The organism is Dactylosporangium sp. NPDC000521 (genome assembly GCF_042898305.1).
Taxonomy (GTDB): domain Bacteria; phylum Actinomycetota; class Actinomycetes; order Mycobacteriales; family Micromonosporaceae; genus Dactylosporangium.
In genome coordinates this window covers 61,367-86,147 of sequence record NZ_JBIAYW010000026.1, presented here as the reverse complement: position 1 = coordinate 86,147, position 24,781 = coordinate 61,367, and the positions used below count along the sequence as shown (strand labels likewise).

The 24,781-nt window shown below is 71.9% G+C and carries 26 protein-coding genes; 12 read left to right on the top strand and 14 right to left on the bottom strand.

The genetic code is table 11. The annotated features are described in order from the left end of the window. Positions 1-171: 171 nt before the first annotated feature. Complete coding sequence (locus ACFY3L_RS47060; protein ID WP_344511569.1) at positions 172-372, top strand: cold-shock protein; 201 nt, start codon at positions 172-174, stop codon at positions 370-372. 685 nt (positions 373-1,057) lie between these two features. On the opposite strand, the gene ACFY3L_RS47055 is transcribed toward ACFY3L_RS47060, so the two are convergent. Together ACFY3L_RS47055 and ACFY3L_RS47050 are read right to left on the bottom strand one after the other, a co-directional pair. Then, positions 1,058-1,873, bottom strand: a complete 816-nt coding sequence (locus ACFY3L_RS47055) for a sugar phosphate isomerase/epimerase family protein (protein WP_389340106.1) — start codon at positions 1,871-1,873, stop codon at positions 1,058-1,060. 40 nt (positions 1,874-1,913) lie between these two features. Then, on the bottom strand, positions 1,914-2,843 hold the full coding sequence (locus ACFY3L_RS47050; RefSeq protein ID WP_389340104.1) for a Ppx/GppA phosphatase family protein: 930 nt from the start codon (positions 2,841-2,843) through the stop codon (positions 1,914-1,916). A gap of 43 nt (positions 2,844-2,886) precedes the next feature. Between ACFY3L_RS47050 and ACFY3L_RS47045 the strand changes: the two genes are divergently transcribed. Then, positions 2,887-3,720 carry a hypothetical protein gene (locus tag ACFY3L_RS47045; protein ID WP_389340102.1) on the top strand — a complete coding sequence of 278 codons (834 nt, stop codon included), beginning with the start codon at positions 2,887-2,889 and terminating at the stop codon, positions 3,718-3,720. Between the two features lie 28 nt (positions 3,721-3,748). Here ACFY3L_RS47045 and ACFY3L_RS47040 read toward each other — a convergent pair whose 3' ends face one another. Next, positions 3,749-3,964: a hypothetical protein gene (locus tag ACFY3L_RS47040; protein ID WP_389340100.1), complete on the bottom strand. Its 216-nt coding sequence runs from the start codon at positions 3,962-3,964 to the stop codon at positions 3,749-3,751. A 293-nt stretch (positions 3,965-4,257) separates the two neighbouring features. Here ACFY3L_RS47040 and ACFY3L_RS47035 point away from each other — a divergent pair, with 293 nt between their 5' ends. Beyond that, positions 4,258-4,704 (top strand): acyltransferase, encoded by a 447-nt coding sequence (locus tag ACFY3L_RS47035; protein WP_389340171.1) that lies wholly within the window; start codon positions 4,258-4,260, stop codon positions 4,702-4,704. Positions 4,705-4,755: 51 nt separating this feature from the next. After that, a complete protein-coding gene (locus ACFY3L_RS47030) occupies positions 4,756-5,379 on the top strand; it encodes a PilZ domain-containing protein (RefSeq protein ID WP_389340169.1) in 624 nt (207 codons plus the stop codon). A 49-nt stretch (positions 5,380-5,428) separates the two neighbouring features. Here ACFY3L_RS47030 and ACFY3L_RS47025 read toward each other — a convergent pair whose 3' ends face one another. Beyond that, positions 5,429-6,112, bottom strand: a complete 684-nt coding sequence (locus ACFY3L_RS47025; protein WP_344511556.1) for a response regulator transcription factor — start codon at positions 6,110-6,112, stop codon at positions 5,429-5,431. Between the two features lie 77 nt (positions 6,113-6,189). Beyond that, positions 6,190-7,260: a sensor histidine kinase gene (locus ACFY3L_RS47020; RefSeq protein WP_389340167.1), complete on the bottom strand. Its 1,071-nt coding sequence runs from the start codon at positions 7,258-7,260 to the stop codon at positions 6,190-6,192. Positions 7,261-7,453: 193 nt separating this feature from the next. Here ACFY3L_RS47020 and phoU point away from each other — a divergent pair, with 193 nt between their 5' ends. Beyond that, a complete protein-coding gene (phoU, locus tag ACFY3L_RS47015; protein WP_389340098.1) occupies positions 7,454-8,110 on the top strand; it encodes a phosphate signaling complex protein PhoU in 657 nt (218 codons plus the stop codon). Positions 8,111-8,168: 58 nt separating this feature from the next. On the opposite strand, the gene ACFY3L_RS47010 is transcribed toward phoU, so the two are convergent. Continuing rightward, a complete protein-coding gene (locus ACFY3L_RS47010) occupies positions 8,169-8,921 on the bottom strand; it encodes a phosphoglyceromutase (RefSeq protein ID WP_389340096.1) in 753 nt (250 codons plus the stop codon). A gap of 63 nt (positions 8,922-8,984) precedes the next feature. Between ACFY3L_RS47010 and ACFY3L_RS47005 the strand changes: the two genes are divergently transcribed. Genes ACFY3L_RS47005 through ACFY3L_RS46995 form a run of 3 tightly spaced genes read left to right on the top strand, consistent with a single transcriptional unit; the run spans position 8,985 to position 11,815 of the window. After that, the gene (locus ACFY3L_RS47005) at positions 8,985-10,208 is read left to right on the top strand and encodes an MFS transporter (protein ID WP_389340094.1); all 1,224 of its coding nucleotides are present in this window, start codon (positions 8,985-8,987) and stop codon (positions 10,206-10,208) included. Between the two features lie 32 nt (positions 10,209-10,240). After that, positions 10,241-11,467, top strand: coding sequence for an MFS transporter (locus ACFY3L_RS47000; protein ID WP_389340092.1), 1,227 nt, complete (start codon positions 10,241-10,243; stop codon positions 11,465-11,467). Positions 11,468-11,497: 30 nt separating this feature from the next. Further along, a complete protein-coding gene (locus ACFY3L_RS46995; protein ID WP_389340090.1) occupies positions 11,498-11,815 on the top strand; it encodes an STAS domain-containing protein in 318 nt (105 codons plus the stop codon). An 11-nt stretch (positions 11,816-11,826) separates the two neighbouring features. Here the strand turns inward: ACFY3L_RS46995 and ACFY3L_RS46990 are convergent, their stop codons facing one another. The 4 genes from ACFY3L_RS46990 to mshA form a co-directional block, all read right to left on the bottom strand. Then, complete coding sequence (locus ACFY3L_RS46990; RefSeq protein ID WP_389340088.1) at positions 11,827-12,876, bottom strand: alpha/beta hydrolase family protein; 1,050 nt, start codon at positions 12,874-12,876, stop codon at positions 11,827-11,829. A 394-nt stretch (positions 12,877-13,270) separates the two neighbouring features. Next, the gene (locus ACFY3L_RS46985) at positions 13,271-14,746 is read right to left on the bottom strand and encodes a glycosyltransferase family 39 protein (protein ID WP_389340086.1); all 1,476 of its coding nucleotides are present in this window, start codon (positions 14,744-14,746) and stop codon (positions 13,271-13,273) included. A 13-nt stretch (positions 14,747-14,759) separates the two neighbouring features. After that, positions 14,760-15,266 (bottom strand): YbjN domain-containing protein, encoded by a 507-nt coding sequence (locus tag ACFY3L_RS46980; RefSeq protein WP_389340084.1) that lies wholly within the window; start codon positions 15,264-15,266, stop codon positions 14,760-14,762. 263 nt (positions 15,267-15,529) lie between these two features. Beyond that, positions 15,530-16,846 (bottom strand): D-inositol-3-phosphate glycosyltransferase, encoded by a 1,317-nt coding sequence (gene mshA, locus ACFY3L_RS46975; RefSeq protein WP_389340082.1) that lies wholly within the window; start codon positions 16,844-16,846, stop codon positions 15,530-15,532. A 129-nt stretch (positions 16,847-16,975) separates the two neighbouring features. Between mshA and ACFY3L_RS46970 the strand changes: the two genes are divergently transcribed. Beyond that, complete coding sequence (locus tag ACFY3L_RS46970; protein ID WP_389340080.1) at positions 16,976-17,731, top strand: SDR family oxidoreductase; 756 nt, start codon at positions 16,976-16,978, stop codon at positions 17,729-17,731. Next, the gene (locus ACFY3L_RS46965; RefSeq protein ID WP_389340165.1) at positions 17,731-18,507 is read left to right on the top strand and encodes a class I SAM-dependent methyltransferase; all 777 of its coding nucleotides are present in this window, start codon (positions 17,731-17,733) and stop codon (positions 18,505-18,507) included. Before ACFY3L_RS46970 ends, ACFY3L_RS46965 begins: the two co-directional genes overlap by 1 nt. Before the next feature lie 115 nt (positions 18,508-18,622). On the opposite strand, the gene ACFY3L_RS46960 is transcribed toward ACFY3L_RS46965, so the two are convergent. After that, complete coding sequence (locus ACFY3L_RS46960; protein WP_389340078.1) at positions 18,623-19,672, bottom strand: UDP-N-acetylmuramate dehydrogenase; 1,050 nt, start codon at positions 19,670-19,672, stop codon at positions 18,623-18,625. A gap of 65 nt (positions 19,673-19,737) precedes the next feature. Between ACFY3L_RS46960 and ACFY3L_RS46955 the strand changes: the two genes are divergently transcribed. Then, positions 19,738-20,496, top strand: coding sequence for a maleylpyruvate isomerase family mycothiol-dependent enzyme (locus ACFY3L_RS46955; protein ID WP_389340076.1), 759 nt, complete (start codon positions 19,738-19,740; stop codon positions 20,494-20,496). A gap of 772 nt (positions 20,497-21,268) precedes the next feature. Here the strand turns inward: ACFY3L_RS46955 and ACFY3L_RS46950 are convergent. Continuing rightward, the gene (locus tag ACFY3L_RS46950; protein ID WP_389340074.1) at positions 21,269-22,144 is read right to left on the bottom strand and encodes an EI24 domain-containing protein; all 876 of its coding nucleotides are present in this window, start codon (positions 22,142-22,144) and stop codon (positions 21,269-21,271) included. 160 nt (positions 22,145-22,304) lie between these two features. Between ACFY3L_RS46950 and ACFY3L_RS46945 the strand changes: the two genes are divergently transcribed. Then, on the top strand, positions 22,305-22,712 hold the full coding sequence (locus tag ACFY3L_RS46945) for a GntR family transcriptional regulator (RefSeq protein ID WP_389340072.1): 408 nt from the start codon (positions 22,305-22,307) through the stop codon (positions 22,710-22,712). A 193-nt stretch (positions 22,713-22,905) separates the two neighbouring features. On the opposite strand, the gene ACFY3L_RS46940 is transcribed toward ACFY3L_RS46945, so the two are convergent. After that, entirely contained in the window at positions 22,906-23,643 is a 738-nt protein-coding gene (locus ACFY3L_RS46940) for an alanyl-tRNA editing protein (RefSeq protein WP_389340070.1), read from the bottom strand. A 149-nt stretch (positions 23,644-23,792) separates the two neighbouring features. Beyond that, positions 23,793-24,692 (bottom strand): alpha/beta fold hydrolase, encoded by a 900-nt coding sequence (locus ACFY3L_RS46935; RefSeq protein WP_389340163.1) that lies wholly within the window; start codon positions 24,690-24,692, stop codon positions 23,793-23,795. Positions 24,693-24,781: the final 89 nt, after the last annotated feature.

Genomic DNA, 24,781 nt, shown 5'->3' with positions numbered 1-24,781 from the left:
TCGGCATATCTTGCGTGTTGTGGTTCGCTTCACCGCGTGCCCGACCAATCCGATTTAACGGGTATTGTCGGACATGCGGGTAGGGCGATGTTGGGTCGTGGCACCAGTTCGCGGCGCTCGACACCGGGTCCCGCACCGGATCACGACGCCCTACGAAGGAGAAACAGCACCATGGCACAGGGAACCGTGAAGTGGTTCAACGCTGAAAAGGGCTTCGGCTTCATCAGTGTCGACGGCGGCAACGACGTCTTCGTCCACTTCTCCGCCATCGCCGAGGACGGCTACCGGAGCCTCGACGAGAACCAGCGCGTCGAGTTCGAGATCAAGCAGGGTCCGAAGGGCCCTCAGGCCGAATCCGTGCGCAAGCTCTGACCGGCGACTTCACGGCCCGGCGCGCATCAGCGTGCCGGGCTTTTTCCTGCCCTCGACTTCCTGCCCTCGACGCGCGCCCGCCCGAACCCTCGGCCGGCACCTACCCAGCCTTCTCCCACGCGCGCCCCGGACTCCCCGGCCCATGCCCACCTGGGCCAGCACCTACCCAGTTCCTCGGAATCGCCGCCCAACGCCCCCGGCCCCACGCCCTTCCGGCGCCCCCGCTTCCGGCGCCCCCGCTTCCGGCGCTCCCGCTTCCGGCGCCCCCGCTTCCGGCGCCCCCGCTTCCGGCGCCCCCGCTTTCGGCGCTTCCGTGGCTGGTGCACCCGGTGCCCTCGACCGGCATCCGCCCAGACCCTCGGTCGATGCCCGCCCGGCTCGCTCAGCCGGCGCTTCGCCAAACCCCTCGGCCGCCCGGCTCCCTCAGCCGGCGCTTGACCACAACCCTCGCCCAGCGCCCGCCCAGCGTCCTCGGCATGCGGTTACCCGTTCCTGCCGGACAAATACGAAATGTCGGATAAGTCTGGCGCTTGCGCCGGACTTATCCGGGGCCGGGCGGCGGTGCGCTGCTACACCTGAGTCTGGCGCTTGCGCCGGGACCTATCCGGGGTGGGTGGCGGTGCGCTGCTACACCTGAGTCTGGCGCTTGCGCCGGGACCTATCCGGGGTGGGTGGCGGTGCGCTGCTACACCTTGCTCCGCTCGGCGGTCGGGGTGGTGGCCAGGTGCTGGCGGGCGAAGCGCAGGGACTCCGCCAGGTCCGCCTCGCGCTCGGCGCGGCTGCTCGCCTTGCGGGTGCCGACCTCGACCGCGACCGACCCGGTGAACCCGCGCCGCCCCAGCGACTCCAGCAGCTGCGCGCACGGCTGGGTGCCCCGGCCCGGCACCAGGTGCTCGTCGCGGCCCTTGCCGGTGCCGTCGCCGAGGTGCACGTGGGCCAGCCCCGCGCCCATCGTGTCGGCGAGCCCGATCGCGTCGGTCCGGGAGGCCGCACAGTGCGAGAGGTCGAGGGTGTACGCGTCGAAGCCGGTGATCGTCGGGTCCCAGCCCGGCGCGTACGGGACGAACTCCCGCCCGACGCCCCGCAGCGGGAACATGTTCTCCACCGCGAACCTGATGCCCGGGAACGTCTTGCCGAGCTTGGCCAGTCCGCTGCTGAACGTCCGCGCGTAGTCGCGCTGCCAGGCGAACGGCGGGTGCACCACCACGACCGGCGCGCCGAGCGTGTCGGCGAGCACCGCGGCCCGCCGCAGCCGCTCCCACGGGTCGGGGCTCCACACCCGCTGGGTCACCATCAGGCACGGCGCGTGCACCGAGCCGACCGGCACGCCGTAGTGCTTCGACAGGCCGGCGAGCGCGCCCGCGTCCTGGCTCACCGCGTCGGACCAGACCATCACCTCGACGCCGTCGTACCCGACGGCGGCCGCCATCTCGAACCCGGCAGCGGTCGGCTCAGGGAAGACGGACGACGTGGACAGCAGCACCGGCACTCGACGACTCACTCCCCCAGGCTAACCCTAGCCAGGTAGCGTCTCCTGTCGATCAACTTGACTCCAGCACTTCCAGCCGGCGAAGAATCACCCCTTCGCGCAGCGCCCACGGACAGATCTCGACCTCGTCGATCCCGAGACTGCGCATCGTGACCTCGGCGACGACCGCCCCGGCGAGGATCTGGTGTGCGCGGCCCGGGCTGACCCCGTCGATCTCGGCGAGGGCCGCCGACGGCATTCTCCGGATGAACGACAGCACCTGGTGCAGCCCGACTCTGGTCAGCTTCCGCGGCGCCCGCGGCCCCGCGGACGACGGCGCGGCGCCGGCCAGCCGGGCCAGGGTCCGGAACGTCTTCGAGGTCGCCACCGGCCGGTCCCAGCCGGCGTCCATCAGCCGCTTCGCCGGCCTGGCGATCTCGGCCTCGGCGTATTCGCACAGCGCTTCGACGGAGGCCCTGGTCGGCGGGTCGCCGTCGAGGCGCTCGCGGGTCAGCCGCCCCGCGCCGAGCGGCACGGAGAGCGCCACGTCGGGCTCCTCGTCGATGCCGGTCGCCAGCTCCAGCGAACCGCCGCCGATGTCCATGACCAGCAGCCGCCCCGCCGACCAGCCGAACCAGCGGCGCACCGCCAGGAAGGTCATGATCGCCTCGGCCTCGCCGGACAGGACCTGCAGGTCGACGCCCGTCTCCTCGCGGACCCGCCGCAGCACTCTGGCCGAGTTCTTCGCGTCCCGTACCGCAGACGTCGCGAACGCCAGAAGGTCCTCGGTCTCCAGTGCGGACGCCGCGTCGCGGGCCTCATGGCACGCCGCGACCAGGCTGTCGGCGCCGGCCTTGGTCAGCTCACCGTTGGTCCCGATCTTCTCGGCGAGCCGCAGCTCCGCCTTCTGTGAGTGCGCGGGCCACGGATGGGCGCCATGGTGCGCGTCGACCACCAGCAGGTGGACCGTGTTCGAGCCGACATCCAGCACACCGAGCCGCATCCCTTCAAGGTAATGCCGCGACGGGACGCGTACCCTTCACCAAATGGAGATTCACGTCGCGGTCGACAGCACCGGCGAGCCCGAAACGCCGCGTGACCTCGAGGTCGATCTCGACTTCCCGCGGGAGTTCCTGGAGTTCATCGACCCCGCCGACGCCGACCACCTCGTGCGCGCCGACCTCACCTGGCTGCTGTCCAACTGGACCTGCGTCTACGGGCAGGGCTGCCACGGCATCATCGAGGGCAAGGCCGAGGAGGGTTGCTGCTCGCACGGCGCGTTCTTCACCGACGCCGACGACGAGAAGCGGGTCCGCGCGGCCGCGAAGCGCCTCACCCCGGAGCACTGGCAGCACTACCGCCGCGGCTTCAAGCACTACACCGAATGGGACACCATCGACGGCGAGTCGAAGGCCCTGCGCACCGCGACCCGCCCCGGCGCCGGCTGCGTCTTCCAGAACGACACCGACTTCGCCGGCGGTGGCGGCTGCGCCCTGCACGGCCAGGCCCTCCGCGACGGCGTGCACCCCCTGGAGTACAAGCCCGACGTGTGCTGGCAGCTGCCCGTGCGGCGGGACCAGGACTGGCGCAAGCGCCCCGACGGCACCAAGGTCCTCGTCTCCACCCTCGGCGAGTTCGACCGCCGCGGCTGGGGCGAGGGCGGCCACGACCTGCACTGGTGGTGCACGTCCTCCCCCGAGGCGCACGTCGGCACGAAGCGGCTCTACCAGGAGTACGAGGCGGAGCTCGTCGCCCTCATCGGCCGCCCCGCCTACGCGAAACTCGCCGAGCTGTGCGCGGAGCGCGCCCGGCAGGGCATGGTCGCTCCTCATCCGGCGACGACGGTCGCCCTGACGCTCCTGCCGACCCGCAGGTCTTAGCACCCGTTACCCGAGGGATGGCCGCGGCTCAGTCGTCGTCGGTGGGGTCGGGCTGTGAGCGGGTGCGGCGGGACCTCGCGAAGAGGGAGTAGCCCACGGCGGTCAGGGACAGCCCGATGAAGATGCTGGGGACGGCCTCGGCCCAGCCCGTGCGGGTGATGGCGGTCCAGGTCGCGCTGATCGCGAGGATCATGCCGACCAGCATCATGAGCGTCCCGGCGGGGCCGGAGTTGAAGCTGCGCACCCCAGGGAACGCTACGGGGTCGCGGGTGTCGAGTGTGTGACAACGCCGGAACCCGCGGACCGGACCGGCCCGCGGTGCAATAGGTTCATCCGGTGACCGAAGAGATCTTCCCCGGGGTTGAGCTGGGTGAGGGCACCGTGGTGGAGCCAGGTGCGCGGATCGGGGTGCCGCCGCGCGGCGCGGCACCCGGCGAACTGCCGACGATCATCGGGCCGGGGAGCCGGATCAGGTCCGGGACGGTGATCTACGCCGGGGCGCGGATCGGGGCCCGGTTCCAGTCCGGGCACGGCGCGATGATCCGGGAGAACAACGTCATCGGCGACGGCTGCTCGGTGGGCACCAACGCGGTGCTGGAGCCGGGCAACCGGATCGGCGACGGCAGCCGGGTCCACTCGCACTGCTTCCTGGAGAACGTGACGCTCGGCCGCCGGGTGTTCCTCGGTCCGGGCGTGGTCTTCACCGACGACCCGCACCCGCCGTGCCCGCGCTACGACGAGTGTGTCGGCGGGGCGACGGTCGAGGACGACGCCTCGATCGGCGGCAACGCGACGATCCTGCCCGGAGTCCGGATCGGGGCCCGGGCGCTGGTCGGCGCCGGGTCGGTGGTGACCCGGGACGTGGCCCCGGACACCGTGGTCGCGGGCAGCCCGGCGCGCGAGAAGCGCAAGACGTCGGAGCTGATCTGCGCCCCCGGTCACTTCGCGAAGCCGTACGAGTGGCGTGAGGCACTGGACTCGTAGCATCCGGGCACTCAAGTCGGCGGCCGATCGGCCGAACGTGTAGGCGTGACCATGCCCGCGATCAACGCTCTGGTCGACGTGGTGCTGATGGACGGCGAGGCCTATCAGTCCCGCGTCGAGGACGTGGCCGGCAAGCGGCTGACCGTCGCCGCGCCGTTCGGCGTCAACGGCGCCGACATGCCGAAGCTCGGCACCTCCGTCGAGCTGGCCTGGGTGACGGGCGACCGGCGGCAGGCCGTCGACGTCCGGCTGGTCGAGCTGGGCAAGGAGCAGCCGCCGCGCTGGAGCCTGGAGGCCGTCAGTTCGGTGCGGCTGCAGACCCGGCGCAACTACGTGCGCGGCGGGGGCGGCGAGAGCGTCGAGGTCGGCAAGGACGGCACCGTGTTTCGCGGGCGGGTCATCGACCTGTCCGAGGGGGGTGTGCGGTGCCGCCTCGACGAGGACCGCTTCGAGCGCGACGACCGGGTCGACCTGCGGATCGCGCTCGACGACGAGACGATCGCGATCCGGGGCACGGTGCTCTTCGTCCGCCGCGACCCGGAGAACGACGCGTTCGACGTCATCATCACGTACGAGACGACCGAGCACATGGGACGGGCGATCCGCGGTTACGTCCTCCGGCGCGAGATGGAGGAGCGCCGGAGGGCCCGCGAGTCGGTGGCGAACGCCGGGTGACGCAGGGCCCGGCAACGAAACGCCGGGCGAAGCGGAGCCCGGCTGCTGTCTACGGCTCGAACTTGTAGCCGAGGCCGCGCACGGTGACGATGAAGCGCGGTGCCGACGGCTCCGGCTCGATCTTCGAGCGCAGCCGCTTGACGTGCACGTCGAGCGTCTTCGTGTCGCCCACGTAGTCCGCGCCCCAGACCCGGTCGATCAGCTGGCCGCGGGTGAGCACCCGGCCGGCGTTGCGCAGCAGCAGCTCGAGCAGCTCGAACTCCTTCAGCGGCAGCTGGACCGCGTCGCCGGCGACGGTGACGACGTGCCGGTCGACGTCCATGCGGACGGGGCCCGCGGACAGCGTCGGCGGGGCCAGCTCGCCGACGGTGTCGACCTGCCGGCGCAGCACCGCGCGGATGCGGGCGACCAGCTCGCGCGGCGAGTAGGGCTTCGTGACGTAGTCGTCGGCGCCGATCTCCAGGCCGACCACCTTGTCGATCTCACTGTCCCGCGCCGTGATCATGATGATCGGCACGTTGGACTTGGTCCGCATCTGGCGGCAGACCTCGGTGCCCGACATCTCCGGCAGCATCAGGTCGAGCAGGACGATGTCCGCCCCGGTGCGGTCGAACTCCGTGAGTGCCTCGGTGCCGGTCGCCGCGATGGAGACCTCGAAGCCTTCCCTGCGGAGCATGTACGACAACGGGTCCGAGATGGACTCTTCGTCCTCGACCACGAGTACGCGCGCCAACGTGCTGTCCTTTCGTAGTTGCCGGGGAGCCGCACTGCGCTGCGAACCGCGGGTCTGATGTTGCGATTGGGTCACAATCATGGGGTGCCTCCGATCTCAACGGACGGCGGTAGCGCCAGCGCGGCATCTGCCGGACGCGCGGGAAGCCGCAAGGTGAACGTCGAGCCAACTCCGACCGTGCTGACCACGTCGACACGGCCGCCGTGGTTGGTCGCGATGTGCTTGACGATTGCCAGGCCGAGGCCGGTGCCGCCGGTCGCGCGGGAGCGGGCCCGGTCGGCCCGGAAGAAGCGCTCGAAGATCCGGTCGATGTCACGCGGCTCGATGCCGATGCCCTGGTCCTCGACCGCGATCTCGATGTATCCGGTGTCGGCGTCCGTCAGGTGCCGGGTCGACAGGCTGACCGTGGTGTTCTCCGGCGAGTAGGCGATCGCGTTCTCCACCAGGTTCACCACGGCGGTGACGAGCTGGTTCTCGTTGCCGTAGACGGTCAGCCCGCGGGCGCCCCGCGACGCGACCTCGATGTGCTTCGCGGAGCCGGGCGTCTTCGTCCGGTCCAGCACCTCGGCGACGATCTTGTCGACCTCGACGGGCTCCGGCTCCGGCAGGGGCTCGGCACCCTGCAGGCGCGACAGCTCCAGCAGCTCCGAGACGAGCCGGCCGAGCCGGGCCGACTCGTGCTTGATCCGCTCCGCGAACCGGATCGCGGCCGCCGGGTCCTTGTCGGTGGCGTCCAGCAGCGCCTCGGCGAGCAGCTGCAGGGCGCCGACCGGGGTCTTGAGCTCGTGGCTGACGTTGGCGACGAAGTCGCGCCGGACCCGGGCGACCCGGTGCGCCTCGGTGACGTCGGCCGCCTCGATCGCGACCCGGCCGCCGTCCAGCGCCACCGCCCGCACGTTGACGCCGAGCGGGTCGCCGTGGGTGAGGCGGGGCAGGTCGAGCTCGACGACGCGGGTCACCCCGTTGCGCCGGACCTGGGTGGCGAGGCTGCGCACGATGGTGTGCGCCTCCTCCGCCGCGCCCTGGCGCTGCCGGACCAGACCCATCTCGCGGGCCGCCGCGTTGACCAGCACGGGCCGGTCGGTGTCGTCGAGCACCACGACGCCGACAAGAAGCGCGTCGAGGATCTCGGTCATGGCCGAGCCCATCGCCGCGCTGTCAGCCTTCGACTGGCGGAACTTCCAATCCACGACCTGATGGTAGGAGGTCGCCTACCCGACGGACGGTGGTCCAGGGCACGAAACGGGCTCACATCACCCAGTGTTCACCCTGGCGCGGGATGAAGTTCACCGGATGCGCCGGTGCGGGACCTACCGTGAGGGACACCACGATAGGAGAACCATGCGCGACGAATACCGTGCCGACCTGCTGCAGGTCAACCGTCTACTGGTTTCGATGGCGGACGCCGTCCGCAGCGCGATGATCCGTGCCACGAAGGCGCTGCTCACCGCCGACCAGACCGACGCCGAGGAGGTCGTGGCCCGCGACGCGGAGGTCAACGCCCTCTACCGGCTCGTCGAGGACAAGGTCTACGACCTCTGCGCCCGCCAGGCGCCGGTCGCCTCCGACCTGCGGGTCGTGCTGACCGCACTGCACCTCGCGGCCGACCTGGAGCGCATGGGCGACCTCGCCGACCACGTCGCGAAGACGGCGCTGCGCCGGCTGCCCGAGGTGGCGGTGCCGGAGCCGCTGCTCGCGACGTTCGAGGAGATGGGCACGGTCGCCGACCGGATCGCCGGCAAGATCTCCCGCGCGATCTCCAACCTCGACGTGGTCGCCGCCGGCCAGCTGGACCGCGACGACGACGAGATGGACCGGCTGCACACCAGCCTGTTCGAGACGATGTTCGGCCCGAAGTGGACCGAGAGCACGCAGGCCGCGGTCGACACCGCGCTGCTCGGCCGCTTCTACGAGCGCTACGCCGACCACGCCGTCAACGCCGGCCGCCACGTGGTGTTCCTCGTCACCGGCGAGTCGTTCGACTCCGCGCAGGCGTAACGAGAACGAACAGAAGAGGGGGCCGCGGAAGCGGCCCCCTCTTCTGTATGAAAGCGGGTCAGCGGCCCTGGTTGGCGACCGCGGCCGCGGCCTCCTTGGCCGCCTCCGGGTCCAGGTAGGTGCCGCCCGCGGTGACCGGCCGCAGCGCGGCGTCGAGGTCGTAGCGCAGCGGGATGCCGGTCGGGATGTTGAGCTTGGCGATCGCCTCGTCCGAGATGCCGTCGAGGTGCTTCACCAGGGCGCGCAGCGAGTTGCCGTGCGCCGCCACCAGCACGGTGCGGCCGGCCAGCAGCTGCGGCACGATCTGGTCGTACCAGTACGGCAGCATCCGCGCCACGACGTCCTTCAGGCACTCCGTGCGCGGGCGCACGTCCGGCGGCAGGTTCGCGTAGCGCGGGTCGTCGACCTGCGACCACTCGTCGTCGTCGGCGATCGGCGGCGGCGGCACGTCGTACGAGCGGCGCCAGAGCATGAACTGCTCCTCGCCGAACTCCTCCAGCGTCTGCTTCTTGTTCTTGCCCTGCAGGGCACCGTAGTGCCGCTCGTTGAGCCGCCAGCTGCGCTGGACCGGGATCCAGTGCCGGTCGGCGGCGTGCAGGGCGATCTCGCTGGTGCGGATGGCACGGCGCAGCACTGACGTGTGCACCACATCCGGCAGCAGACCGGACTCACGGAGCAGCTCGCCGCCCCTGCGGGCCTCGGCCTCTCCTTGGGCGCTGAGGTCCACGTCGACCCAGCCGGTGAACAGGTTCTTCGCGTTCCACTCGCTCTCACCGTGCCGCAAGAGCACCAGTGTCCCGACTTCACTCATGCCGCAATCTTCCCGCACTGAATCACTTCGACAGCACCGGACCTCCAATGTAAGGATGCGAGCGTGCCTCGCAGCTTACAAACACGGCTACCGTCACAGTTCTGGGTCGTCTGGACCGCGACGCTGATCAACCGCGCGGGCGGGTTCGTCGGCATCTTCCTGACGATCTACCTGACGTCGGAGCGCGGGTTCAGCGAGTCCACGGCCGGGCTCGTCCTCGGGCTCTACGGGCTCGGCGGTGCGATCGGCGTCACCGGCGCCGGCCACCTGACCGACCGGTGGGGGCGGCGGCCGACGGCCCTGCTGGCGATGGGCTCCGCGTCGGTGCTCATGGTCGGCCTCGGGCTGGCGCACAGCCGGCCCGCGATCATGGCCGGCGCGCTCGCGCTGGGGATGGCCGCCGAGGCCGCCCGCCCGCCGCTCGGCGCGATGATCGCCGACCTGGTGCCGGCGTCCGACCGCGGCCGGGCCTTCTCCGTGTACTTCTGGGCGGTCAACCTGGGCTTCGCGACCGCGGCGATCCTCGCCGGGTTCGCCGCCGGCAGCGGCTACCTGACCCTGTTCCTCGCCGACGCGGCCACGACCGCCGCCGCGGCGGTCCTCATCGCGGTGCGGATCCGCGAGACGAAACCCGCGGCGACGCCGAAGACCGAGCAGCGGTCCGGCCTGGCCTCGCTCGGCCGCGACCGGGTGTTCCTCGGGTTCGTCGCGTGCAACCTGTTCGTCGCGCTCCTGCTGCTCCAGCACGCGGCGATGCTGCCGATCGCGATGATCGACGACGGCCTGAGCCCGCGCACGTTCGGCGTGGTGATCGCGCTCAACGGCGTGCTCATCGTGCTCGGCCAGCCGCTCGTCACCCGCCTGCTCGCCACCCGCCGCGAGGCGCTCGTCGCGCCGGTCGCCGCCGTGGTCATGGGGGCCGGCTTCGGCCTCACCGCGCTCGCGCACACCCCCGTCTGGTACGGCGCGACCGTGCTGGTCTGGACCGTCGGCGAGATGCTCAACGCCCCGTCCAACGCCGCGCTGCTGGCCGGGTTGTCTCCGGTCGACATGCGGGGCCGCTACCAGGGCGCGTATGGGCTGTCGTGGCAGGCGGCGTCGTTCCTGGCGCCGACGCTCGGCGGCGCGGTCCGCGAACTCGCCGGCAACACCGCGCTGTGGCTCGGCTGCCTCGGGCTGGGCCTGGCCGCCGGGGTGTGGAGCCTGCTCGCGGCGCCCGCCCGGGAGCGCCGGGTGGCCGAGGTCACCGCCGCCGCGGAAGCGCCGGGCGAGTTGGCTAAGATCTAACTGTTAAGCGCGTTAACAATTCTGGAGCAATCGTGCGGGTGTGGTACCGGTCCACGATCGGTGGTCTGCCGAGGATGTACTGGTACCTCTGGACCGGCATGCTCATCAACCGCGTCGGCGGGTTCGTCGCGCTGGTGCTCTCGCTGTACCTCACCGCCGACCGCGGCCTGAAGCCCGGCGCCGCGGGCCTGGTCGTCGGCCTCTACGGCATCGGCGGGATCGCGGGCGTCCTGCTCGGCGGCGTGCTCGCCGACCGGTGGGGGCGCCGGCCGACGCTCCTGCTGTCCCACTTCGGCGCGGCGGTGTTCGTCGGCGGGCTGGCCCTGACCCGCGACATCCCCGCGATCGCCGCCCTGGCCGCGCTGCTCGGGCTCATGCACGCCATGCCGGGCCCCGCGTTCGTCGCGGCGATCGTCGACGTGGTGCCCGCCGGCGACCGCAGCCGCGGGTTCAACCTGCAGTTCTGGGCGATGAACCTGGGCATGGCCGCGGCGTCCGTCCTCGCCGGCGCGCTCGCCGAGGTGAGCTTCCCGCTGCTGTTCGCGGTCGACGCCGCCGGCACGCTGGTCACCGCCGTGCTGCTGCTGTGGAAGGTCCACGAGACCAGGCCCGCGGCGCGGACGGCCGGCGAGCCCGTCAAGGGCGGCCTGCACACCGCGCTGACCGACCGGGCCTACCTGGCGTTCGTCGGGCTGAGCCTGCTGCTGGCCGTCGTCACCATGCAGAGCTCGACGATCCTGCCGCTCGCGATCGACGCCGACGGGCTGCGGCCGACCGTGTACGGCTCGGTCGTCGCCTACGGCGGCCTGCTCATCGTCGCCGGGCAGCTCTTCGTGCCGAAGCTCATCGACCGCTGGCGCAAGGGCACCACGCTCGCCGTCGCCAACGTGCTCCTCGGGCTCGGCTTCAGCTGCGTCGCGCTCGCCTCCGGCGTGCCCGGCTACCTGGTCGCGGCGACCGTCTGGACGATCGGCTCGATGCTCGCCGCGCCACCGAACGCGGCCGTCATCGCGGAGCTGTCGCCGGAGGCGCTGCGCGGGCGGTACCAGAGCGTCTTCTACCTGATCTTCCCGGCGGCGAGCTTCATCGCGCCCGCGGCCGGCGGCGTGAGCCTGGAGTTCCTCGGCGACTGGCACTGGGTGATCTGCGGCGGGCTCGGGGCGCTCGCCGCCGCCGGTCACCTGCTGATCCAGCCGGCCCGGGAGCGCCGGGTCGCCCGCGCCGAAAAGGAGCGTTTAGCGGTGCCGGTAGCGGGGTAGACGCCGCCCTTCGACGTGACAGGGGGCGAAGTGGACGGTCTGACGGCGAAGCTGGAGGCGCCGGACCCCGGCACGGTCGTCATCCGGCTCGACGGAGAGCTCGATCTCGCCACCCGCGACCGCCTCTCCGAAGCGGTGCGTGCGGTGCTGCCCGTCTTCCGGCCAGGAGCGCTGGTGGTGGACCTGGCCGGCGTGACGGTGCTCGACTCGGCCGGGATCGGCGCGCTGGTCGGCTGCTGGAAGCTCGCCAAGGAGACCGGCTGCACGCTCAGCCTGCGCAATCCGCGCCCCCTCGCCTACGCACAGCTGCGCCTGACCGGCCTGCTGCCCGTCTTCGCGCTCAGCTAGAGCCGCGTTCTCTAGAGCGTCCCGTCGTACTTGGCGGCGCCGCTGACGGTGGCGTCGGCGCGGAGGCGGCCCTTCGCGGCACCGTCGCTGTAGAGGGTGTAGCGCAGGAAGTCGAGCATCGTCTTGGACACCGCCTGGTTGGCGGGTGCCGAGCCGAACAGCCCGCCGCCGTGGTCGCCGCCCAGCAGGGTCAGGAACGCCTTGGGCCAGCCGCAGCCGTCGTACAGGCCGCGGCCGCTGCTGTAGGGCACGGTGCCGTCGGCGTCGCCGTGGATGAACAGCACCGGCGTGGCGGCGCCGCTGAACTTCCCGCCCATGCCGCCGCCGGAGACGATGATGCCGCCCTTGAGCCGGGCGTCGCGGCCCGAGCCGGACAGCATGCCGGCGGTCGTGTAGCCGCCCGCCGAATGGCCGCCCGCGGCGACCCGGCCGGTCTCGATGTGGCCGGCGAGGGCGGCGCCGGCCTTCGTGTCGAGCTTGAGCACCTCGGTGATCACGGCGGACGCGTCGGCGGGCTGGTTGCCCATGTCGTTCTGGTTGAAGGGATTCGCCGCGGCGTTGGTGAACGGGTAGGCCGGCGCCGCGACGACGAACCCGGCGGCGGCGATCTTCGCGGTCACGCCCTGGTAGCCCTCCGGCGAGCCGTGCAGGCCGTGGCTCCACAGGACCAGGGGGAACCTGCCCGCGGCGACGCCCGCGTCCTTCTTCGGCGAGCCGCCGGCCGCCCCGGCCGCCGGGTAGAAGACCAGGGTGCGCAGCGTGCGGCCGGCGCGGCTGAACGTGAACTGGCTGACCCCGACGGCGAATGTCTGAGTGGGTGCCTTCGCGGCGGGCGGCGCGGCGCTCTTCGAGCCGGCGGCCGGCCCCGATGCCGGTGCGGACCCGGAGGGTGCGGCCCCGGCTGCGGCGAGTGCGGCGGCACCGTCCCCGCTCCCGGCATCCGCGCCCGCCTCCACCGATGCGGACGTCTCCGGATTCGCTTCGGTGTTGCCGGCCTTCGCGCCACAGCCGGCCAACGTGGCGACGAGCAAGAGACCGGCGAGGGCACCGCGCATCCGCATGCGAGAGAAACTACGGCTTCGCGACGTTGTGCGTCTTTACGCCGGACTTAAGTTTGCGGGCTCGCGCCGGACTTGAGTTTGCCGGCTCGTGCCGGACTTGAGTTGACGGGCCCGTGTCGGCCCTGGAAGCTCGTGCCGGCGGCAGCGGGTGGCGTGCACCCCCAGTCCACGACCACCCGCTCTGCTGCGATCCGAAGATCGCGCGGTGCCGCCGGTTGCAGTGGCCGCCCCGCCCGGACAGACCACTGCGAGTGGGCCTTGACGGCCCAGAAACACCCCCGTCGCTCCCCAACTTCAGGAATCGCCGGTATCCGTGATTGACGGTACGCGGCGAGGAATTGCAGCGACAAGTAACGGGACTGTCGGCTCTCTCACACAATCGAAATAATCGAAATCAATCGAAGTGTTGAAAGCCCGGCCACAGGTCAGCCCAGGCGCCCTTCAGCCCCCGGCACACGAAGACGCGAGCTGTTTGCTCTTCGTTCTCCACGCCGTAACGGTTGTCCAGATTCGCCTTGAACTCGCATGATACGAACGCCGCCGAGCGGCTCGGGTCACCCTGCGTCACGAGCACGACGACGGTCGCGGACTCCGGCGGCGGGCCGAGCCGGTGCAGCTCGTTCTGTCCACTGTAGACATCCGGCAGGCCGAGGGACTTGCCGTAGCGGTCCAGGGCGCCGGCCTCGCCGTAGTTGCCGGTGAGGAGCACGGTGTGCGGCTTGTCCTGCGCCGGAAGCGCCTCGTAGACGTCGGCGACCTGCCGCACGTACCGGCGCCAGCCGACCTGGTCGGAGATGCCCTGGTTGATCGCGGGGATCGGCGTCCCGCCCACCACCCCGACCGGCAGCACCGGCAGGGACATCAGGATCGCGAAGCCCACGTTGACGGCGGCGCCCACGGCGAGGATCCACCGCCTGGTGACGCGCCGCTCGACCGGGACGGCGCCGATCGCGAACAGCGCCGACAGCAGCCCGACGGTGTAGTACGGCTGCCCGGCGATCACGAACAGAAGCACCAGCATCAGCGGGTACGCCACCCCGAGCGCGCGGACCGGGCGCAGCGCCGGATTCCGCAGCAGCGTCACGATGCCGGCGACCCAGACCGGCACGAAGAACGGGCCCAGCCACGCCAGCTGGAGCGGGATCAGCGTGATCCTGGCCTCGTCGCCCTTGTTCTCGGCCAGGGCCGCGGCCATGTCGAGCTGCGGAAAGTCGTTGGCGATCTGGTACAGCAGGTTGGGCAGCCCGACGACGATCGCGATGCCGGCGCCGGCCCACAGCCACGGCGACAGCAGGACCTTGCGCGGGCCGGCGACGAGCAGCCCCGCCGCGAACGTGAGCAACAACAGGATGACCAGGTGCTTGTTGTACAGCGCGAGCCCGGTGACCAGCCCGGCGAGCAGCCAGTACCGTGGCAGCTCGCGCAACGACGCGCGCATGACGCACAGGACGACCCCGAGCCAGACCAGCAGGTCGGGCCCGGTGGTCAGGGTCAGGTGCGTGGACACCAGGGAGAACGTGGTCAGCGCCCCGGTCCCGGCGAGGGTCTGCGCGACCGCGCCGCCGCCGGCCTCGCGGGCGATGAGGGCGAGCAGGAAGACGGCGGCGGGCAGGAACAGCACGCCGGGCAGCCGGATCGCCCACACCGAGTCGCCGAAGACCTCGACGCACAGCCGGATCAGCAGCGGCGTGAACGGCGGCTGGTCGACGTAGCCCCACCTGGGACGGTCGCCGAGCATGCGGAAGTACAGCTCGTCGCGGTGGTAGTCATAGCGGTTGATCGTCAGCAGGAGCGCGACGGCGGCCGAGGCCGCCACCGCACCGACAGGTTTCCAGGCCAGCTTCTGCACATCGGGCGCTCGCTCGATCACCGGCTCAGCGTAGCTACGCCCCGCGCTCCACGAAGGCCGTGAATGCCTTGAGATTGTCGAGGGGTTCGCCGCGCTTGACGCGCCACTCCCACTCGCGGCGGATCGCGGAGCCGAAGCCGATCTCCAGCATCGGGTCGAAGCTCTCGTCGGCGTAGGTCAGCACCGCGCCGAGCAGCCGGTCGAGCTCCTCCTCGGTCACCGCGTGCAGCGGCAGGCGGCCCATCAGGTACACGTCACCGACCGCGTCGATGCTGAACGCCACCCCGTACATGCGCGCGTTGCGCTGCAGGAGCCACTGCCACAGCTCCTCGCGGTTCTCGTCCGGGTGGCGCATCACGAACGCCTCGACCCGCAGCGTGTGCTCGCCGACGATGAGGTTGCAGTTGGTCTTCTGCTTGTGGGTGCCGGGCAGGACCGCAACGTAGGCGTCGTCGCCGGTCTTCTCCCAGGCGATCTCGCGCTCGTCGCAGACCCGCTCGATCAGCGCCTTGACGCCTTCGACCGTAGGGGTGCCGCTCATGCCGTCACCTCCGCTGCGCTCCGGCGCCGGCCTGAGCTCCACCCTGCAATCCCGACTCGCAGCCCTCCGCTACGCTCCGGGCCGCTCATGCCGTCACCTCCGCTGCGCTCCGGCGCCGGCCTGAGCTCCACCCTGCAATCCCGACTCGCAGCCCTCCGCTGCGCTCCGGGCCGCTCATGCCGTCACCTCCGCTGCGCTCCGGCGCCGGCCTGAGCTCCACCCTGCAATCCCGACTCGCAGCCCTCCGCTGCGCTCCGGGCCGCTCATGACATCGCCGCCAGCAGTTCGGTGTCGCGGTGGGTGGTGAGGGCGTCGCGGTACGCGGCGAGCAGGCCGCTCGCGGTGTGGCTCCACGAGAACTCGCGGGCGTGCCGGACCGCACCTTCCGCGAGCTCGCGGCGCCTCGCCGGATGGGCGAGCAGGTCGCCGAGGACGGCGGCCCAGTCGGCCGGGCGGTGCGTGTCGACCAGCACCCCGGAGACCCCGTCACGCACGGCGGTCACCAGCCCGCCGACGGCGGCCGCGACGACCGGTGTGCCGCACGCCTGCGCCTCGATCGCGACCAGACCGAACGACTCGTTGTAGCTCGGCACGGCGACCAGGTCGACGGCGCGGAACAGCTCGGCGAGGTCCTCGCGCGGCTGCGGGGCGAGGAACCGCACGCAGTCGGCGATGCCCAGCTCGGCGGCGAGGTCCATGAGCGCGGTCGGCCGGTCCAGGCCCGAGCCGCTGGGGCCGCCGCAGACGGCGACGACCAGCTTCGCACCCAGCTCGGGGTCGCGGGCGCGCAGCTCGGCGGCGGCGCGCAGCAGCACGTCGGGCGCCTTCAGCGGCTGGATCCGCCCGACGAACGCGACCACCAGGGCGTCCTCGGGGAGGCCGAACTTCTGCCTTCCCCGGGTCCCGGCAGGGGTGAACGTCTCCAGGTCCACGCCCGGGGGCACCACGCTGACCCGGCGGGGGTCGGCGGCGTACAGCTCGATCAGGTCGGCGGCCTCGGCCGGGGTGTTGGCCACCAGGCTGTCGGCCGCGGCGACGACCTGCTCCTCGCCGATGACGCGGGCCATCGGCTCGGGCTTGTCACCGTCGGCGAGCAGCTGGTTCTTCACCTTGGCGAGCGTGTGGGCGGTGTGCACCAGCGGGACGCCCCACCGGTCCTTCGCCAGCCAGCCGACCTGACCGGACAGCCAGTAGTGGGAGTGGACGAGGTCGTACCAACCGGGCGCCCGCGACGCCTCGGCGCGCAGGACACCGTTGGTGAACGCGCACAGCTGCGCCGGCAGGTCCTCCTTGGCCAGGCCCTCGAACGGGCCGGCGATGACGTGCCGCACGAGCACGCCCGGCGCCATCTCCACCACCGGCGGCAGCTCGCTGCCCGTCGCCCTGGTGAAGACCTCGACCTCGACGCCGGCGCTGGCCAGTCGCTCGGCGACCTCGACGATGTACACGTTCATGCCGCCGGCGTCGCCGGTGCCCGGCTGGTCGAGCGGGGACGTGTGCACGGACAGCGTCGCCACCCTCCGCGGGAGGGAGCGACGGGACTGCGGGGTGTGCCTGTGCAGCGAGTCGACCCGCGCCACGTCGGTGCTCCTTCATCTGTTGCCGGACGGTTACATCTTCCCAACCGTCCATGTTCCCTCGCGGGCGGCCGTCTACCCACCGTTGCGTTCATCACTGCGGTTCGCGGTGCATGCGGGAGGATGGTCGGCATGTCTTCTCCTGTTGCCGTTGTGACCGGCGCTTCCAGCGGTATCGGCGCTGCTACCGCCCGTCGTCTGGCCGCTGAGGGCTTCCACGTGGTGGCCGTGGCCCGGCGGGCCGCGCTGCTGGATGCGGTGGTCGCTTCGCTGCCGTCAGCGACCGCTGTTGTGGCCGACATCACGTCCGATGCGGACATTTCACGACTTGTCGACACGGTCACCGCGTTGGGCGCGCCGGTGGAGCTGCTGGTCAACAACGCCGGCGGGGCCATCGGCGCGGAGACCGTGGAGGAGGCGGACCTCAGCGACTGGCAGTGGATGTTCGAGGTCAACGTGCTGGGCACGGTCCGGGTCACCAAGGCGCTCCTGCCGCTGCTGTCCGCCTCGGGCCGGGCGACGATCGTCGTGATCTCTTCCACGGCGGGTCTCATCGTGTACGAGGGGGGCGGCGGCTACACGGCGGCGAAGCACGCCCAGACGGCGGTCGCGGAGACCCTGCGGCTGGAGCTCAACGGGCGCCCGATCCGGGTCGTGGAGATCGACCCCGGCATGGTGAAGACCGACGAGTTCTCCCTCAAGCGCTTCGAGGGAGACTTGGACAAGGCCGCCGCCGTGTACAAGGGTGTGGAGAATCCGCTGGTCGCCGAGGACATCGCCGACTGCGTCGCGTGGACCGCGACCAGGCCGCACCACGTCAACATCGACCGGATCGTGGTCCGGCCGCTCGCCCAGGCCGCCCAGCACAAGGTGCACCGGGTGACGTGATGCGCGTCCTCGGCGCGATCACGCGCGGGACCACCAATCCCAACCGGCTGCGGCGGGTCGACAACTGGATCGCGGTGACGCTCGGCCCGGTGCTCGCCCGCGCCGACGCGCCGCTCGTCGTCGACCTCGGGTACGGCGCCTCGCCCGTCACCACCCTGGAGCTGCGCCGCCGCCTGCTTGAACTGCCGGGGCCGCGGGTCCGGGTCGTCGGCCTGGAGATCGACCCGGCGCGGGTCGCGGTCGCCCAGCCCTTCGCCGACCCACCGTTTCTGGAGTTCCGCCGGGGCGGCTTCGAGCTGGCCGGGCTCGCCCCGACCGTGGTGCGGGCGTTCAACGTGCTGCGCCAGTACGACCTGGAGGCCGTCCCCGCGGCGTGGGCCGCGATGACCGCGACCGGGGCGGTCCTGGTCGAGGGGACCTGCGACGAGCTCGGCCGGCTGGCATCCTGGGTGACTGTCACCGCCGGCGTGCCGCGGACCCTGACCCTCGCCAGCCGGCTGTCCACGTTGGACACCCCGGCGACCCTGGCCGAGCGCCTGCCGAAGTGCCTCATCCACCACAACGTGCCCGGGCAGCCGATCCACGCGCTGCTGTCCACACTGGACACCGCGTGGCGAGCGGCGGCGCCGCTGTCGGCCTTCGGCCCGCGCCAGCGCTGGCGGCGCGCGGTCGAGGCCACCCGGGACGCCGGCTGGCCCGTCCTGGACCGCCCCGCCCGCTGGCGCCTGGGCGAGATGACGGTCCCTTACAGCTGCGTCGCTGCAGACGGCGATTGACCTCGCTACGGGCGGCGGATGACCTCGCTACAGGCGGCAGTTGACCTCGCTGCAGACGGCGGTTGACCTCGCTACGGGCGGGGGCGGACTTCGCTACAGGCGGGGGCGGACTTCGCTACAGGCGGCAGTTGACCAGGACCGGCTCCGGGTGCAGCTGCACGCCGAACCTGTCCTTGACCCCGTGCTGGATCTCGCGCGCCAGCCCGAGCAGCGCGGCGGTCGTGCCGGTGCCCCGGTTGGTCAGGGCGAGGGTGTGCTTCCCCGACAGCGCCACGCCACTGGCCGGGTCGCCGTAGCCCTTGCCGAACCCGGCCCGCTCGATGAGCCACGCCGCGCTGAGCTTGACCATCCCGTCGGGCGCCGGCCACGCGGGCGGCTCACCGGCGGCCCGGCGCACGTCCTCCACCGCCTCCGCCGCCACCACGGGGTTCGTGAAGAACGAGCCCACCGAGAACGTGTCCCTGTCGACCGGGTCCAGGACCATCCCCTTGCCGGCGCGCAGCTTCAGCACCGTCTCGCGCACGTCGGTGAGCGGCGCGGACTCCCCCGCCTGCACCCCGAGCGTCCTGGCCAGCTCCGCGTAGCGGACCGGCGTCGACAGCGGCGACACCGCCAGCTCGAACGTCACCGAAAGGACGACGAACCGCTCGTTGTGCTTGAAGACGCTCGTCCTGTACGCGAAGCCGCACGCCTCCTTCGGCAGTGTGACGACCTCGTCGCGGACCCGGTCGTACGCCCGGACGGCGGTGATCGTCTCGGCGACCTCCTGCCCATACGCCCCGACGTTCTGGATCGGGGTGGCGCCCGCCGACCCCGGGATGCCCGACAGCGACTCGATCCCCGCCCAGCCGCTGGCGACCGCCACCGCCGCGACCTCGTCCCACGGCTGCCCCGCCTGGACGGTCAGCCGGACGGTCTCGCCCTCCTGCCGCACATCGATCCCGCGCTGCCGCAGCAGCACCACGGTCCCCGGAACCCCCTCGTCGGCGATCACGACGTTGCTGCCCCCGGCGAGGACGAGCAGCGGTTTTCCGGGCTTTGCCCTTTTTGTTGCTGCGATCGTCTCCTCTTCCGAAGTCACCTCCACCAGTTGCTCGGCGGGCCCGCCGAGGCGCAGGGTGGTGAGGTCGGCGAGGCTGGGCGCGGACGCGGCTGCTTCGGGCACCGCACCAGAGTAAGGCGTGCCCTAATGTTGGAGCTGCAGCGTCCAGACCGGGAGAGGGATCGCCGATGAGCAAGCCTCAGCTCACCAAGGAGTTCTGGCTCACCGCGCTGCGCGCCGAAGGCGACGCCTTCCGCGCCGCGCTCGGCACCGTCCCTCTCGACGCCGCCGTGCCCACCTGCCCCGGCTGGCAGCTGCGCGACCTGGCCTGGCACCTCACCCAGATCTACGTGTGGGTCAACGCCATCGCCCCCCGCGGCGTCACCGACCGTCCCGACCCGCGCCCCGACACCCCGCTCCCGGCGGACGTCGACCCGGCGGTCGCATGGACCGACGCCTTCACTGAACTTCTCGCCACCCTCGACGCCCTCGACCCCGACCTGCCCGCCTTCAACTGGGCCCCGCAAGCGAAGAAGGCCGGCTTCTGGCACCGCCGCATGGCGCACGAGACCGCCATCCACCGCTGGGACGCCCAGATGGCCGCCGGCCTCAGCGAGCCCATCGAACCCCGCCTCGCCAGCGACGGCGTCACCGAGGTCCTCGACACCTGGCTCCCCGCCGGCCGCCGCTCCGGCCCCACCAACCGCGCGGGCATGATCGCCCTCCACGCCACCGACGTCGACCAGGTCTGGTACGTCCGCCTCCGCGGCGCCGGCGTCGCCCTCCTCGACACCGACACCCTGCTCGACTCCGACGACCACCACGAACGCGCCACCGCCAGCGGCCCCGCCAGCGACCTGGTCCTGGCCCTCTTCGGCCGCGTCGCCTTCGACACCCTCCTCGTCAGCGGCGACACCACCCTCCTGGAAGGCCTCCGCACCGGCTGACCTCCCAGCGATCGCGCCCCAGATCCCGCCGGCCCACCGCCCCACCGGCCGTCGCGCTGACCCTCACCTCCGCAGCAGCGACCGCCGCCGCGCCGACGACCACCGCCTGCGTCGCCGACCTAGCACTCTCGCGTGCCCGCCTCGGCCGTCCAGGCCATCGCCCCGGCGCTCAGACGCGCCCCTGATCACGTGGGCATTGTCCTTCCCGGCCCGACCACCTGCCTGCACCGGTCCGGATCCCGCTCACCCCACCCACGAAGCGACGGGATTCCGCGTCGGGCAGTCCGTGCTGGAGGCCCGCGGCAGGGAGTCCGCATCGGGTGGTGCGCGCCAGGAATCCACGTCGAAGGTCCCCAGCGGTGCGGTGGCCTGTCCGCCGCGCGGGGCCAAACGCTCGGCTCCGTCCTCGCGAGGGACCTGGGGCGCGGGTGACCCATCGCGTCGGCGCCATCCTGATGTGCACGGCGGAGCCATGGACGGGTTCCGGCTCGCCCGAGCGCTACTCCGCCGGACTCGGCTGGGGCACCGCACGAACCCCGACACGTCCTGCCACGGCTGCGTCCGTCGAGCTGTACACCTTCCTTGCTGCGTCAAGCACCTGGCCACGCCGCAGTTCATGCCCCGAACGCGGACGACCTCCCGCAGGCCGACCGACGCAGTTGCCCGGCGGCGGCCGTGCTTCACGTTCGGCGGCGGCGCGGACCAGCCGAACACCCCTTAACGTTCACAAACCGTCACTCATCCCCCACTCCCCCGGCCGGGAGCGCTCGGGTCACAACCGGCCGGCTACTCCCACATCATGCCCGCCGGGTACGACAGTTTCCGCGCCTCGAACGACTGGTGGCTTGCCGAGAGCGACGGATGGCTTGTCGGTCGGGAGGGCGAAGAGCCTGCGGGTCAGCAGGGTGCTGCCGGCCACCGCGGCGGGGACGACCAGGACCGCGGCGAAGGGGATCAGCAGGATCACGAAGACCGGTATGCCGAAGCCGAGCGCGAGCGGGCGGTTGGCGCGGAGCATGGCGCGGCGGTCCCTCAGGCGCATGCCGCGGCGGTTGAACGGGACGCCGGTCAGCTCAACGGCGAGCAGCCAGCCGCCGACCACGGCGTCGAGGACCGGGATGACCGTCTGGCCGAGGACCGGGACGAAGCCGAGCAGGAAGAGCGGGATCGAGACGGCGACGGCGAGCAGGATGAGCCTGATGGAGTCGGCGGCGTTCTTGAAGAACGTGCGGTGCCACGGCAGGTCGGGCAGCCCCGGCGCGCCGCCGAAGTGGTCCTCGACGCGTTCGGAGATGACCTCGTAGAACGGGTCGCCGATGAGCAGGGTCAGCGCCGTGTACGTGAGCACCGACACCAGGGCGGACACGATGACGATGCCCGCGCCCGCGCCGAACCTGGTGACGCCGCGCCACGGTGACCCCCAGTCGTCGGCGAACCAGGTGACGGTCGCCGCCAGGTCGCGGATGAACCAGAGCAGGAAGAACCAGGCGATGCCCAGCAACAGGAAGGAGATGCCTGCCGGGATCAGCCCGAGGAGCAGGAGGCGTGGGCTTCGGCTGTACAGCGAGAACCCCCGCCCGAGCAGTCTCGCCCCCTCGGCGAACTCGTCCCACATCGTCTTCAGCGGCGCCACCCCGTCATTTTTCACGACCCGGGACCGCCCCGACGGCCAGCCCCGGATCACGAGCCGTGCCGGTCGGCGCTGGGGCACGGGCGTGTTTGCCGACTCGTGCGTTGCCGTGGGATGATGGCCATGTACGCATAGGACGGCAAGCGGACAAGATCATGGGGTTATCTACCGTTGCAGCATGATCGACCGGAGTTCGGATCGGCCGTTGTACCAGCAGCTGGCGGACCTGCTGCGTGAGCAGATTCGGGCGGGGAAGCTGGCGCCGGGGGCGTTCGTGCCGTCGGAGAGCAGCCTGATGCAGGAGTACGAGCTGGGCCGGCCCGCCGTTCGCAACGCGGTGGCGGTGCTGCGGCAGGAAGGGCTCGTCGTGTCGGCCCGGGGGGCGCGGACCATGGTGCGGCCCGCGTTACAGCGGGAGGTCGTGGAGCTGCGGGCCGGGGACGAGGTGATCGGCCGGATGCCGACCGATCCGGAGCGGCGCGACCTGGGGATCGATCCGGGCGAGCCGATTCTCGAGTTGACCAGGGCCGGCGGGGAGAAGCTGATCCTGCCCGCAGGAGCCAACCTGCTGCGGGTCGGGCCCTGAGACGGGCGGTCACGGCCGAACGGGCCTGGAGCCAGCAGGCTTGGGCCAGACAGACTCGGAGCTAGCAGGCCCGGAACTCGCGGCGCAGAGCTGGCAGGCGTGGGCGGAGCGGGTCCCTGCCCATGGGGCCAACCTGCTGCAGGTCGGCCACCTGAGGCGAGCGGAGCGGGCGAGCGCCGCGACGGACGGGGCGTCAGTCGATCAGGCGGACGCGGACCCGGCGGTTGGCTTTGCCCTTGCTCTCGACCTTGACGATCTGGAGGCGGCCGATCTGGGCGGTCGACGCGACGTGGGTGCCGCCGTCGGCCTGGGTGTCGAGGCCGACGATGTCGACGATGCGGATCTCCTGCTCGTCGGCTGGGATGAGGTTGGTCTGCGTGCGGATGATGTCGGGGATCGCCAGGGCTTCGTCGCGGGCGAGGACCTTGGTGACGACCTTGCGGTCGGCGGCGACCTCGGCGTTGATGAGCTCCTCGAGCCGGGCCTTGAAGTCGGGTGGGACCTCGGGGAGGTTGAAGTCCATGCGGGCCTCGGCGGGCTCCATGGAGCCGCCGGTGACCAGGGCGCCGAAGTCGCGGAACACCACGCCGCCCAGGACGTGCAGGCCGGAGTGGGTGCGCATGAGCTTGGTGCGGCGGTCGTCCTCGACGGCGCCGATCACCTCGGTGCCGGCGGGCGGGAGCGGGTCTCCCTCGGCGGGCTGGAGGTAGAGGTCGTCGCCCTTGCGGGTCCCAGTGATTCGCGTCTGTACCCCCTGCCACAGCAGCACGCCGTGGTCCGGTGGCTGGCCGCCACCGCCAGGGTAGAAGGCTGAGCGGTCGAGCACGATGCCGTCGGTGGCATCGGAGTGCAGGACGACGCACGTCCACTCGCGCAGCGTCGGGTCTGCGAGGTCGAGGCGGGAGGTCCTGCCGTGTTGCGTGACACCCATGTCGGGAACTCTATGTCGGTCCGGCCCAGCGGCGCAGCGCGGTCATGGTCCGATCCCCCTCGGTCAGCTCGTGGCGAAGTTGTCATGCATTAGACAGACGCCCCGAGGTGCCGCCCTGATACATGCCAGAGGTCAGCCGTTCGGACAGTTCAGGCGGGACCGGCGTTCAGGAACGTGGAGATCCGGGCGCGCAGGTCGGCGCGCTGGGTCCAGACGACGCCGGGCCGGTCGTACACGTGCAGCTCTGCGTCGGGAAGCGCCTCGGCGAGCTGCTCGGCCACGGCGACCGGGTGCAGCTCGTCGCCCCTGGAGCCGATGACGAGGCACTTCGCGGTGACCGCGGCGAGGTCGGCGCGGTCCTGCACGGCGGCCTGGGCGGGCAGGCTGGACAGGCCCGCGGCGAGCCCGTCGCGCATCAGCTGGTCGAGCCGCTGGCGCAGGAACGCCCAGACCGGTGGCGTGTTGCGGACCTGGGCGGGGATCTCCATGGAGATCACGTCGGCCACGGCCGCGGCGTCGCCGGCCTCGATCGCCTCGAGCAGGGCGGTGAGGCGCTCCTGCGCGGCGGCCGGGCGCACCGTGTCGAGGACGGCGGGGAGGAAGAAGACGGCGCGCTCGAAGCGGCCCGGGTTGTCGGCCAGGAGGCGGCAGAGGGCACCGGCGCCGAGGCTGACGCCCAGGGCGCGGGTGGCACCGGAGAGGTCGGCGACGGCACGCAGGTCCCGGGCGAGGTCGGCATAGGTCCAGACGCCGCCGGGCGCGGCGGAGTGGCCGTGGCCGCGGAACTGGAAGAACGCCTTGCGGCCGAGGACGGCGCTGCCCAGGGGGCGGGTCTCGGCGATGCCGCTGCCCAGCCCGTGCGCGAAGACCGTGACAGGGTCGCCCTCGCCGGTGAGAAGCCACTCCAGCTCGACGCCGTGCGGGGTGGCGATCTGCTCGGTCGGCGGCGCGGGAAGGGTGGGCCGGCCGGTCTGCGGCCCGCGGGTCACGGGCGGGCGGAACCGGTCGGGCCTGCCGTCGGGCGGCGGCGGCCAGCGGAAGTCCATCAGCGAACCGCCGCCACAACCACCGGCGCGGCCGCCGGCGCCACCACCGGCGCAGCCGCCGCCGGCTCGGCCACCGGCGCAACGACCGTCAC